An 11,275-nucleotide genomic window follows, 5' to 3' on the forward strand; every position below is an offset into this window, starting at 1 on the left:
GCCAACCAATCACTGGAGTCAATTTTTGAAAGCACTATTAAACTGGGCCCTTAAGAACGCATGGAATTTATTTGGTGCTCTAGGAGTGGTCGGGACATTTTACTTTTCATTAATGTATGTTCCTGATTACGTGAGTCAGATTGCAACTGGGAAAATCAATGTCATTCATGAGAGTTTAATGAGTGACATTCAGGAAGTAGCGTTTAATCAAAAATCGTTTTCCCTTAAGTATGTAGAGACACTTATTCATGGCAAGGAATTAAGCCAGGGCGTCTCTTACCCTTATACATCCGATCAACTACTTATACAGGTACAAGAGCGTTTTGTTGGGAATAAGTTCATTCCCTTAGAGAAGAGGGAGGAAATATTTAACGCGATTGATAAGGTCAGGTCTGAATTCACACCTATTAAGTCGAATGATAAAGCAGATTACGACTGGTCAAAAAATATTTCATGGCTGTTCTCAGCGCTTGGAGCTTTTATAGCTTTTATTGGCGCGATTAGTCTTGCTAAGAAGTTGAAATCAGATCAAGAGACAGAGCTGGATATAATAATGGGCGATATAGTCGCCAGTGAACGTGGCGGCTCAATGACATTTGCAGCGTTGGAGTTTGAGCGTATGGTGGGTGATATTCTTTCCGATATTGGAGTTTTAAAGCTAAACAATACTGAATCCTTCGATACTGGCTATGACTTTTTAGTGGCGAGCAAAAGTAAAGAGTTTATTGTTGAGGTAAAGAAATACCGAAAAATGCTTGGTTTAAGCACCGCGCGAGACTTTCTAAATAAAGTTGCCGCATCCGGTAGAGGGGGGGTGTTAATCGTATCTTCCGGGGCTACCCAGAGAGCAAAAGAATTATTTGCCGAGCATAATAAATTAACAGACGAACAAAAAGTTTTTCTAGTTGTCGGTGATTCAAAAGAATCGATAAAAAAGCAACTCACCGCTTTGTTTGAGATTTAGCCCTCGAACAATGCATGTAGTTCTTTATAATTGCGCCTCTGACTCTTTGGTAAGTTGGAATGGTAGCTTTTGGCCGAAAGCCGCCGCTACCTACAGGCGACAGACCAGAGCTGATCAAGCTTCGTCGTATAACTTTGGCTCATCATATCGCGGCGCATGCCCCAATCAGGATCTGCAGGCACACAAGCCGAGCGCAGCGTTCCCCTACCCCATCGCGCATTGATCTGGTCCATGACTGTCATCACTCGAGTCGCCTCAGCAGGCTGTGATATAGCGAACAAATCGTCGGTGTATTCACCAGGCTGGCATAGATTGAGCAATATCACCTCAGCTTTGCTGTATTTAAAGCCCGGTCGAAATATCCGATCAAGCGCTCCTACCGCTGCTTGAGTAAGCAGCCGCACATCATCAGTGGGGTACGGCATATCCACCACAACCCCGTTGGTATACTTCGCCTCATCTGGGTTGAACATGCCAGTGCGGATGCACACCCGCACCTTCTTGCACAGCGAGCCCTGAGCGCGGAGCTTCTCAGACGCGCGCATCATGTAGGTGGCCACCGCCTCCTTGATGGGCGACAGCTCGGTCAGCCGCGTGCCGAACATGCGGCTGCAGCAGATCTCCTGCTTTGGCGGATCTGGCTCATCCAGCTCCAGGCAAGGCGTGCCGCCCAACTCCCTGGCGGTCTTCTCGATCACAACGCTGAACTTCTTACGGAGCGTCCACGGATCGGCCTTAGCCAGATCCATAGCCGACTTGATACCCATGGCATCAAGATGGAGTTTCATCTTGCGACCGACACCCCACACCTCCGCCACGTCAGTATTGCGTAGCACCCAGTCACGCTTAACCGAATCGGTGATGTTGACCACTCCACCAGTTTGGGCCTGCAGACGCTTCGCGGTGTGGTTTGCCAGCTTCGCCAGAGTCTTTGTGTGAGCGATACCAACGCCGACAGGGATACCCGTGCAGCGAAGCACCTGAGCGCGAATCTGTCGGCCTAATACATCCAGCTCACCGATACCAGTCAGGTCGGCGAACGCCTCGTCGATGCTGTACACCTCCACTGCCGGCACCATCGCCTCGATCAGGCTCATCACGCGCTCGCTCATGTCGCCGTAAAGTGCATAGTTGGAGGAGAACGGGACGATGCCGTGCTGCTTGAGCTTATGCTTGATCTGGAAATACGGCTCGCCCATCTTGATAAAGGGTTTGGCGTCGTAGCTCCGGGCGATAACACAGCCGTCGTTATTGCTCAGTACCACGATGGGCACCTTCGCCAGGTCGGGCCGGAATACCCGCTCGCAACTGGCATAGAAGCTGTTGCAGTCGATCAGGGAAAAGGTTGGCTGCTGCTTAGACATGGCTGCGCACGGTGCTGGTGATCACGCCCCAGATCGACAGTTCGTCGCCTTCGAGAACGTAGCGTGCCGGGAATTTGGGGTTTTCGGAAAGCAGGACCACCTCCCGGCCGCGCTTGCATAGGCGCTTGCACACAGGCTCGTTGTTGAGCAGCGCCACAACCACGTGCCCATGGATCGGCTCGATGGCACGATCCACCACGGCCAAGTCACCATCGAAGATCCCGACGCCTTGCATGCTCTCACCGGTGATTGCCACCAGGTACACGTGGGGCGCACGGATATTCAGGACCTCATCCAATGAGATGTGCTGCTCGATATGGTCCGCTGCCGGCGACGGAAAACCGGCCGGAACCTGGAACGAGCACAACGGCAACTTCGCGCCGACCTCAGCGATGGGACCTAGAATGGTGAAGCTCATGATGCGGCCTTTTACAATTACTGTATGTATGTACAGTTAACTTTGTAAGATGCTTGCGGTCAATTTTTCTGTAGGGGATTTCGACAAGCGGAGAGGTGAGTATGTGTGGGCGATTCGTGCAATACGAAGGGATGGCGATCTTCATTGAAGAGCTGAGCCCGCAGATAGAGCTGTTCAGCGGGTATGACGCTCAGCCTATTGATCGCTACAACGTAGCACCGTCGACGCGGGTGCAAGTTCTACACACGTTAGAGGATGGGCTGCATATCGATGCAGTGAAATGGGGATGGGCGCCGTTCTGGGCGAAGGGAAAACGTCCGGATCCGATTAACGCTAGGGTCGAGACAGTCACCACGGGGAAGTTCTTCAAACAGCTCTGGCCGAATGGCCGGGCCATTGTGCCCAGTGAAGGCTGGTATGAATGGGTCAAGGACCCAGATGACCCCAAGAAGAAGCAGCCCTACTTCATCCGGCTGAAGAGCCGGCGTCCTATGTTCTTCGGAGCGCTTGCCCAGGTCAATCCAGGACTGGAGCCTCATGAGGGCGATGGTTTTGTCATTATCACCGCCGCAAGCGATCAGGGCATGGTCGATATCCATGATCGGCGCCCCTTGGTGCTGACGCCAGAGCATGCCAACGAGTGGCTTGATCCCGGCATAACCCCATCGCGAGCGGAGGAAATTGCAAAGGAATTGTGCCAACGCACGGAAGAGTTTGAATGGTATCCCGTAGGCAAGGCCGTAGGGAATGTAAGAAATCAGGGGCCTGAACTGATTGAGCCTGATAGATCAGCTCAGATACCACATCACGAAGGCGACTGCGGATATCCACACCAGGGTAAGCAGAAATGAAAGACCCGCGAGTTGCTTATCCATCTGCTACCCAATGTGAGGTTAAAAGACTGCAATACGAGCTACAGGGGCAACTTTAGTTCAGTGAGGGCAACGCGCCACCGTTCATAACGGCGGTACCTGTCAGAACAGCCCACCCAACGCTGCCGGCTCCCAATTCATGATTACCAACTCACCGCTGATCTCGGCTTTGCCTTGGCGCTGGTTAGCTGTGCTGTATCGAATATCTACCGTCTCGAAGTGAAAGCCTTCAAACACGCGACGGATATCCGGGTGGTCGTTGATGCTGACCATCACCTTTCCTTTACACCGTCGCATGAAGTCGGCCATGCGCTCGTAGTTTTCAAAGGGGAAATCCACACCATAACCCGCCGTCTGCCAGTAAGGCGGATCCATGTAGTGGAAAGTGTGTGCACGGTCATAGCGCTCAGCGCAGTCCAGCCACGGCAGGTTCTCCACATAGGTGCCGGACAACCGCTGCCAAGCTGCAGAAAGGTTCTCCTCGATCCGCAGCAGGTTGATGGCCGGGCCTGTGGTCGCGGTACCAAACGTCTGCCCAGTGACTTTGCCAGCAAAAGCATGGTGCTGCAGATAGAAAAACCGGGCGGCGCGCTGGATGTCGGTGAGGGTTTCAGGGCGGGTCATCTTCTGCCACTCGAATACCTGGCGGGAGCTGAGCGCCCATTTGAACTGGCGCACGAACTCCTCCAGATGGTTTTGCACGACGCGGTATAGCGTCACCAGGTCGCCGTTGATGTCGTTGAGGACTTCAACCGGTGCAGCCTGGGGACGCATGAAATAAAGCGCGGCGCCGCCGGCAAAGACTTCGACGTAGCATTCGTGGGGTGGGAAGAGCGGAATAAGGCGGTCGGCCAGACGGCGTTTGCCGCCCATCCAAGGGATGATGGGTGTGGACATGTATAAGCAAGACCTTTGCTGTATGGATAAACAGTGCTAGGCTCGCTCCGCTTTGTGCACGAAGCAGGAGCCTTGGCTGGACTTGCAGGGTCGATCTGCGGGGAAGGTGGCCGGGTTGGATGTTGACGCATCCTGCCCGGCCGCTCCTTTTACTTCGATGTAGAGACTTCTTTTGCGTAGGCCTGACAGGCCCGCAGGGCGATCAATCCTTGGTCGCCGGCATCGGTGATTCCGATAATTCGTTGAGCATGCGCTGGGTCAAGTTGGGCTCTTGTGGGGCCATGAACCACGCGGGCGGTGGCGGTGGTGGTTTGCACTGCACAGTTGCCGGTGGTTTCGGTGGCGGCGAGAACGACTGACAGCCGCAGATCAGCAGTAGCCAGGCGATCACGCAGACGAGCCTGCTTCGTTTGCTCATCGGTCAATTCCTTGTGGTGGGTTTCGTCGTTGTTGTGCAGGCGCTGCTCCAGGGCAAATCGCTTGTCCTGCTCTTTGCGCTGCAGGGCGGCAGCGGCTTGGGATAACTCGGCGAGGGTGTCGGCATGGAGCCGGGCCTGGTGCTCCAGCTGCTTACCATAGCGCCAGTCTTGAGCGGTCCAGGCCAGGGCAGCAGATCCGGCGGTCAACATCACCAGCAGCAGGCCGACCGCCGCAATCCGGTATTGCGCGGGAATCAGGTCGAAGAGACGCATAACACCGCCCTCGCCCTGGCCCAGAGTTGCAGCCGATCCTCCAGGCCGTTGAGCCCGCCGTTGATCCGCCGGGTGATGGTGTTGAATTGCTCTTGATCCGCGAGCGCGTTTAATCCGTTAATAGACCAGAACCACGCGGCCGACTCGGCGGCCCATTGCGGTAGTTCGAGCAGCTCCGGCGTGCGCAGCAATCGCTCATCGCCGAACAGCGCCAGGCTGCAACGCAGATAGTTGTCGTGGCCGGTAATCTGGATCAGCCCACGGCCGCGATAACGCTGCCCGTCACCATCAGCAGCAGGCGTGTTCCCCAGCTTTGCAGCCAGTGGGCCGGTATCGTACTTGCTGAAGTATTGATCGCTCCCCAGTTCACGCACGTACTGCAGTTGGCCGGACTCGTGACCGACCTGGGCGAGGAATGCTGCCTGACGCTTTGGCGTATCGATCTTGCGATTGGTCATGGCTGCATTTAGCGCGGATACAAAAACGCCCGCTTGGCGGCGGGCGTTGGGCATGATGCGTTGGAGTTGTTGCTCGGTAATGGACATCGCTTTTCCCCAGGCAAAAAAAGACCGCTCAAAGGCGGCGGGTGATGAAGTAGGTACGGCCAATTACAGCTCCAGGACTTTGACCTCCTTGGACTTCTTCGTTTTCTTACCGGCCGCCTTGGCCTTACCCTTCTTCCCTGCGTTGCATTCCGCTGTGGTGCTCCAGCCGGACTGGGTGAATACCTGTTCCACCGAGTCGACAAGAAACTCGCCGTCCAAACCTTCCTTGAAGCCCTGCGCGTTGATCTGCCGCTCAGCAAACAGATCGGTGCGCCCTACCATCTCCAGGCGAACCTCGGCGGTCGAGCGGTTGAACGCCGCGAGTCGAGCCTTGGCAGCCTGCTCTGCAGCGGATTTGTTCGGGTGGATATGCCGGTCGGTATGAATGGGTGGCAGCCCTGCAGGCACGTCGTCGTTGTCCAGGGTCAGATTGACCAGCTCGCCGGTTTTCTTATCCTGGTACCTGGCCTTTACGGCTTTCTGCGTGGTGCGATCAGTAAAGCGAAATTGCCAGCGGCTGACGTCACTGCGTCGGATAGTTATCGCCGGCAGGTTCTTGCCACTGGCGGTCTGTCCACTTTGGCGAGGCAGCACCAGCAGCTTGCTGTCGGCGACCTTAGCCGTGCAGTCGTGATCCTTGGCGAGCCGGGTGATGAAGTTGAAGTCTGACTCGTTCAACTGATCAGCCCGAGGCACCACCGTAGCAACCGGGCATTCAGGCTTCCAGCCGTTGCGAGCGGCAATGTCGCTGACGATTCTGGACAACGGCATATTTTCCCAACTACCACTACGAGTGGTCTTGCCGCTGCCTCGCATGTCGCTGGCCTTGCCGCGAATGACCAGGGTATCAGGCGGGCCGGAAACCTCGATGTCATCGACCGTGTAGCGGCCCTGACGGGTCAGTGCTTTGCTGTCGTACCCCAAGTAGATCTGTATCGCTGCCCCTTTTTTGGGGAGGGACACGGCGCCGTCGCGGTCATCAATGCGCAACTCGAACTCGTCCGACTCCATGCCGGGCTTATCCAATGTACGCAGCAGCAAAAGGCGGTCATTGATCAGGGCAGTGATGTCTGCCCCATCAGCCACAATTCGAAAGATGGGTTTCATGGATACTCTCCGAGGTTCAATCCCACAACTGCACCTGCTCGCCCAAAGGCTCAGGGAGATCTGGGAAGGTGATCAGCAGCCCCGTACGCAAAGGCTGCGGCTCATCCGCCAACAATCGATTGGCCGCGAGCACCGCCTCGACCGTGCCATTGAGGTGCCCGTAATGCTGGTAGCACAACGTATCCAGCAGGTCGCCGTCAGACGCTCTGCATATCATCGCCATAACGTGTGAACTCCAAACTAAAGGTTTGCTTACGCGGGATCCCGCCAGCCAGCAAAGCGCCCTGCTCCTCCTCCAGGCTGCGCAAGCACCAGGTGCCAAGGACTACACCGTAGCCCGTGGTCAGGTTCAACGGCAGCAGTTGGGCACCAATGGAACGCAGGGTGTCCAACTGCTTGAGGCCGCCCTTGAATGTGGGAAAAATCGCCCCCTTAAGGCTGAGTTTCTCCTCCCCCATCCCAACGGCTTGCTGCGCCGGCCGACGACTAAGGCGCTCTTGCGAGGCCCAGCGGAATTCCGTCTGTCGGCGCAGTTCGTCGAAGGCCGCCGTATCCAGGTTGAAGTAGAACGGCTGGGCATTGGTTTGCAGCGGTTGCAGGATCAGCAGGTGCGGGAACGGTTTGACCGCCTCCGCCAAGGGCGTGGCATTCGGCGCCAGGGCGCTGGTGGGTAAGATGTTCGCCAGGCTCGGACTGACCTTGCCGGCGATCTGGTTGATTGCCGTGCTGGCTCGAGCGGCTTGTTCCTTCAAAGTGCCCAGGCGTTCATCAATGGCCGATATCGCACGGGTCGTTTTGCTGTAGGTCGACAAGACCGCGCCGACCTTGGACTGCGCCGCATCGATCCCGCGCATCACCCGCTGCAACTTTTCGCCAACGGCCGGCGGCACACCAGGAATGCTGGACAGCTCATCAGCCGCGCCGGTAATTTCGCCAATGGCGCCGTTCACCGGGCCGATCATGCCGTCGATGCTATGCCGGCCCGCCTCCCCGGCCTGGACCAGGGATTTGAAGCCGGATTGCAGTTGCTCCATATAAGCCATGGCTATTCCTTAAACGTGAGGGGCATCGAACAGATTGCGCCGCGCCTGCTCCCGGCTGAACTCCTCGAACAGCTGACGCATGTACGGCATCATTTCCTGCGCCAGTTGCCGTGGATCCTTGACGTCGCCCTGCACGGTCACCGGCATGGTTGGAGCGAACGTCCAGGCCTGCTCGACGCGAGCCGGGTCCGGTTTTGCTGCTGCGCCGGCACTGAGCAATGCGGGCACTGCCGCTGCAGGGGGAGCCGTCACTAGCGAGCGAGCGACATCTCCCATAAGTGGGCCGGAGTTAGGAGTCGGCGCCAATTGCGCGAGTCGGGAGATACCCGGCCCGCTTGGTTTCGGCAGCAGCAACGGCGAAGGCTGAGCCAAGCGTTCTATCGGCGTATCAGGCCCACCAAACGCAGCCTTGCCCACAGCACTGCCTAGTTCACCGCCGCCCCAACTCCCGAGGAATCCGCCGATCAGTCCGCCAACCACCGTGCCGATCACCGGGACCACCGAACCAATCGCGGCCCCAGCTGCAGCACCGGCCAGTGTGCCAGCCAAGGTACCGGCGGCGTTGCCGTAGCCATCGGCTTTTTCGTCGCGGGTCTCGGCGTTCTGATAAGTGTCCGCAGCAATCAATCCAGCCTCGATCAGCGCCATGGGTGCGCCGACCTTGGCGAACCCAAGACCCTTACCCATCATGGCATTTGGCGCGAATCGACTGGCGACGGCTCCGACCGGGGTTGCGGGTACCGGGCCGGGGATAGGACCTCGACCACCGCGACCACGCTTACCCTTGCCACGGCGACGCTTCCCATCGCCGACATCAACTCCGCCCGTGCCGCTGGATGGGTTGGTGACGAACACCCGCTGGATCACATTGGGGTTGCCCATCAGCGAGCCACGCCCTACGTTGAGCAGACCTTTACCGATCTTGATCGCATTGATCGCAGCACCGAGGCTGATAACACCAGCCGCCAGCACCGTAGCCCCGCTGATCACGGTCGGAAACTTCCCTGCCAACTCCCCAAGCCAATACGCCACTTTCGCCAGACCGTCTGCCGCAATGTCCGTCAGCGGCCGCACCGCATCACCGATACGCGTCATCGATGATTCAATGCCGGCAGTCGCGGAGGCCCACTTCCGGTTGGACGTTTCTCGCGCTTTCGCCGCGTCTGCCTCGATCTTGGCCTTGCCATCCGTGTCCTTGATGGTCGACATATCCGCTTTGATTTTGTCGCCATATTTGATCTGCGCGAGCAGACCCGCACTGGCGCTTTGATCGCTGACGATGTTCGCCAACCCGGCAGCTTCGGTCAGGGCGATCATGGCCTGCTCCTCTTCGGCACTGCCATCCGCCGAGGCCTTGATCTTGGCCTTGAGCACCTCGATTTTCTTGGCCTTGGCCGGGTCCTGCTTTCTGATCAACTGCTCGCTGAGCATGATAAAAGCATCAACCGGGTTCGCCGCCTTACCGCTTTTGGTCGCGGCGAGAATCGAGCCGGCCAGGTCGTAACCTTCCTTGGCAAACCGTTCCTGGCTGGTACTGCTGATCACGGCGTTGAGCAAGTTGTCCATATTGGTGGCCGCCGCCGCCGCATCCTGGGTTTGCGAGAACTGCGACTGCAGGCTGGCACCGAGGAAGCGCACCGCCTCAGGGCCCTCCATGCCCAGGCGCTTGATGTTGCCGAGCATGGACGGCAGATACCGCGCCATCTCCTTGGGACCGAACGCGCCAATGTCACCGGCCGCTGCAACCTGGCCCAACATCGCCGCCATATCCCCCTGCTTGACCCCCGCCTCCTTGAAGGAGTTGATCAGGGTCGCGATGGTTTCAGGCTCCATGCCCTGGCCGTCGATCAGGTCGGCGATCTGCCCCGCATAGGCGGTGGCCACATCCCAATCCACGCCCTTTTCGATCAAGGCGCCGACCGACTTCGCCAGCAGTTGCTGGCTCATGCCCTTCTCCGCCGCGACCTTGCTGATGCTCGCTGCCAGTTCGGCCTCATCGTCGGTACCGGCGGTGTGGGCCCACAACGACATCTGGCGGATCTGCGCCTGGTAATCGCCGGAGACCTTGGTCGGAATCGCCAGCGATGCCGTCAATGCCGCAGCTTTGCCGAGGGAGTTCTTCATCCCCTCTTTGCCTTGCTGGATCTGTGTATGGCCCAGCGCCTTGAGTTCCGCGCCACGCGCTACCTGGCCGAGGGCTTGGTATTCCTTGCGCAGTTTGCCAACTTCAATACCTTGCTCTTTCAGGGTTTTGAGGTTGCCTTCCAGCTTTCGCAGCAGGCCGTCAGCTGACGCGGCGCCGGTGTCGTGGGCCTTTTTCCATTCGTCCCGCAGGCGGATAGTGTCGCCGATGGTGCTCTGCAGCACGCGGGCCTTGGTGCCGGTTTCGCCGAGTTTCTTGATACGGCCTTCAACGTCCTTGAAGGCGGCGCCGACTGTGGAGCTGACGGCGCCGCCGATGACCAGGCCGAGCGCCAGGTTGTTTGCCATGGGATTACTCCGGGCAGGGATGCGGGGCTCAGTCCGTGAGCCACCAGATCATCGTGGAAAAGGGCATGGTCTCGATTTCGCTGGCCGCGAAGGAGAACTCCGCAGCCAGGCGTTTCGCGGCCCGCTTCTGCAGGGAGGCGTTAAACCCCGTCATCCTGCACCAGGCGAAAGTAGGCGGCTTGTAGCCGCTGGTAGTCCGTCAGCTTGAGCCCCTCCAGATCCTTGATGTCGGTTTCAGTAAGGTTGGCCAGGAGGATGGTCTCGCGCTGTTCGTCATCGCCATTAGAGGCGGAAGCTGCAGCGCGCACGTCGCGAACCGTGGGTGCGCGCAGAATCAGGCGGTCTACCTTCACCTCTTTGATCTCGCAGGGTTTGGACAACGTCACCACCGCCCGCTCAAGATCAACGGCCAACCAGCCAGGTGTTTCATCCTTCCTCTCAGGAATACCACTGTCCTGAAGTATGCGGGAATAGGCCGACTGCACCCGTCCGTAGTCAACCAACGTGAGACCATCAATGTCCTTGGTGCCCGCATTAGTCAGCGAGGCGAACAAGGTCACTTCACGCAATACCGCGTCATCGCCGCCTATCGCGTCCGAGGCGCGTACTTCCCGCAAAGTCGGTGCGCGTAGGCTCAACTGCTCGAGCCTCTCGCCGTTGATATCGGCTGGACGAGTGAGGACGACCGTTGCACTATCGGAGGTGACCGTGAGCCAGGATGGAAGTTGTTTCAGCTTTTTCATGAGATACCTTTCCGTTACAGACCCAGGTCGCGACGGACGCTGGCAAGTTGATCGACACCGTTGATGACCCGGACGCAGTTGACCGGATCGATCTCGTACATCAGCCGACCGGCGACTTCGAGCTTGTAATAGCTGACCGC

Annotated in this window: 13 protein-coding genes and 1 pseudogene; 2 read left to right on the forward strand and 12 right to left on the reverse strand. The window is 57.8% G+C overall.

Translation table 11 applies throughout. The annotated features are described in order from the left end of the window. Positions 1–25 precede the first annotated feature (25 nt). Positions 26–964: a restriction endonuclease gene (locus BMZ57_RS27335; RefSeq protein ID WP_139136487.1), complete on the forward strand. Its 939-nt coding sequence runs from the start codon at positions 26–28 to the stop codon at positions 962–964. Positions 965–1,050: 86 nt separating this feature from the next. Here BMZ57_RS27335 and umuC read toward each other — a convergent pair whose 3' ends face one another. Both umuC and BMZ57_RS27345 read right to left on the reverse strand, forming a co-directional pair. Continuing rightward, positions 1,051–2,328 carry a translesion error-prone DNA polymerase V subunit UmuC gene (umuC, locus tag BMZ57_RS27340; protein WP_069673323.1) on the reverse strand — a complete coding sequence of 426 codons (1,278 nt, stop codon included), beginning with the start codon at positions 2,326–2,328 and terminating at the stop codon, positions 1,051–1,053. Next, positions 2,321–2,746 (reverse strand): LexA family protein, encoded by a 426-nt coding sequence (locus BMZ57_RS27345; RefSeq protein ID WP_044286813.1) that lies wholly within the window; start codon positions 2,744–2,746, stop codon positions 2,321–2,323. The genes umuC and BMZ57_RS27345 overlap by 8 nt, the downstream gene beginning before the upstream one ends. Positions 2,747–2,847: 101 nt before the next feature. Between BMZ57_RS27345 and BMZ57_RS27350 the strand changes: the two genes are divergently transcribed. Beyond that, positions 2,848–3,597, forward strand: a complete 750-nt coding sequence (locus BMZ57_RS27350) for an SOS response-associated peptidase family protein (RefSeq protein ID WP_069673322.1) — start codon at positions 2,848–2,850, stop codon at positions 3,595–3,597. A 123-nt stretch (positions 3,598–3,720) separates the two neighbouring features. Here the strand turns inward: BMZ57_RS27350 and BMZ57_RS27355 are convergent, their stop codons facing one another. The 10 genes and pseudogenes from BMZ57_RS27355 to BMZ57_RS27395 all read right to left on the reverse strand — a co-directional run. Further along, positions 3,721–4,515, reverse strand: a complete 795-nt coding sequence (locus tag BMZ57_RS27355) for a DNA adenine methylase (protein WP_044286811.1) — start codon at positions 4,513–4,515, stop codon at positions 3,721–3,723. A 149-nt stretch (positions 4,516–4,664) separates the two neighbouring features. After that, positions 4,665–5,207, reverse strand: a complete 543-nt coding sequence (locus tag BMZ57_RS27360; RefSeq protein ID WP_069673321.1) for a lysis system spanin subunit — start codon at positions 5,205–5,207, stop codon at positions 4,665–4,667. After that, entirely contained in the window at positions 5,189–5,752 is a 564-nt protein-coding gene (locus tag BMZ57_RS27365) for a glycoside hydrolase family 19 protein (protein WP_069673320.1), read from the reverse strand. Before BMZ57_RS27365 ends, BMZ57_RS27360 begins: the two co-directional genes overlap by 19 nt. Positions 5,753–5,815: 63 nt before the next feature. Next, entirely contained in the window at positions 5,816–6,859 is a 1,044-nt protein-coding gene (locus BMZ57_RS27370) for a phage late control D family protein (RefSeq protein ID WP_074900727.1), read from the reverse strand. A gap of 16 nt (positions 6,860–6,875) precedes the next feature. Next, positions 6,876–7,082: a tail protein X gene (locus BMZ57_RS27375; protein WP_074900729.1), complete on the reverse strand. Its 207-nt coding sequence runs from the start codon at positions 7,080–7,082 to the stop codon at positions 6,876–6,878. After that, positions 7,057–7,902: a phage tail protein gene (locus tag BMZ57_RS27380; RefSeq protein WP_074900732.1), complete on the reverse strand. Its 846-nt coding sequence runs from the start codon at positions 7,900–7,902 to the stop codon at positions 7,057–7,059. Before BMZ57_RS27380 ends, BMZ57_RS27375 begins: the two co-directional genes overlap by 26 nt. 9 nt (positions 7,903–7,911) lie before the next feature. Then, positions 7,912–10,392, reverse strand: a complete 2,481-nt coding sequence (locus BMZ57_RS27385; RefSeq protein WP_074900735.1) for a phage tail tape measure protein — start codon at positions 10,390–10,392, stop codon at positions 7,912–7,914. 140 nt (positions 10,393–10,532) lie between these two features. After that, entirely contained in the window at positions 10,533–10,838 is a 306-nt protein-coding gene (locus BMZ57_RS29905) for a phage tail assembly protein (protein ID WP_254668497.1), read from the reverse strand. 24 nt (positions 10,839–10,862) lie between these two features. Continuing rightward, positions 10,863–11,135, reverse strand: a pseudogene (locus tag BMZ57_RS29910) (phage tail assembly protein); the annotation flags it as partial. Between the two features lie 14 nt (positions 11,136–11,149). Next, on the reverse strand, positions 11,150–11,275 hold a 126-nt coding region (locus tag BMZ57_RS27395), incomplete at its 5' end, for a phage major tail tube protein (RefSeq protein WP_175497156.1).

Source organism: Pseudomonas simiae (assembly GCF_900111895.1).
GTDB classification, from domain to species: Bacteria; Pseudomonadota; Gammaproteobacteria; order Pseudomonadales; family Pseudomonadaceae; genus Aquipseudomonas; species Aquipseudomonas simiae.

Bases quoted from the DNA above. Each gene is read 5' to 3' on its own strand.
- BMZ57_RS27360 (WP_069673321.1), bottom strand. From the start codon at position 5,207: ATGCGTCTCTTCGACCTGATTCCCGCGCAATACCGGATTGCGGCGGTC.
- BMZ57_RS27355 (WP_044286811.1), bottom strand. From the start codon at position 4,515: ATGTCCACACCCATCATCCCTTGGATGGGCGGCAAACGCCGTCTGGCC.
- BMZ57_RS27380 (WP_074900732.1), bottom strand. From the start codon at position 7,902: ATGGCTTATATGGAGCAACTGCAATCCGGCTTCAAATCCCTGGTCCAG.
- BMZ57_RS27375 (WP_074900729.1), bottom strand. From the start codon at position 7,082: ATGGCGATGATATGCAGAGCGTCTGACGGCGACCTGCTGGATACGTTG.
- BMZ57_RS27345 (WP_044286813.1), bottom strand. From the start codon at position 2,746: ATGAGCTTCACCATTCTAGGTCCCATCGCTGAGGTCGGCGCGAAGTTG.
- BMZ57_RS27365 (WP_069673320.1), bottom strand. From the start codon at position 5,752: ATGTCCATTACCGAGCAACAACTCCAACGCATCATGCCCAACGCCCGC.
- umuC (WP_069673323.1), bottom strand. From the start codon at position 2,328: ATGTCTAAGCAGCAGCCAACCTTTTCCCTGATCGACTGCAACAGCTTC.
- BMZ57_RS27370 (WP_074900727.1), bottom strand. From the start codon at position 6,859: ATGAAACCCATCTTTCGAATTGTGGCTGATGGGGCAGACATCACTGCC.
- BMZ57_RS27350 (WP_069673322.1), top strand. From the start codon at position 2,848: ATGTGTGGGCGATTCGTGCAATACGAAGGGATGGCGATCTTCATTGAA.
- BMZ57_RS27385 (WP_074900735.1), bottom strand. From the start codon at position 10,392: ATGGCAAACAACCTGGCGCTCGGCCTGGTCATCGGCGGCGCCGTCAGC.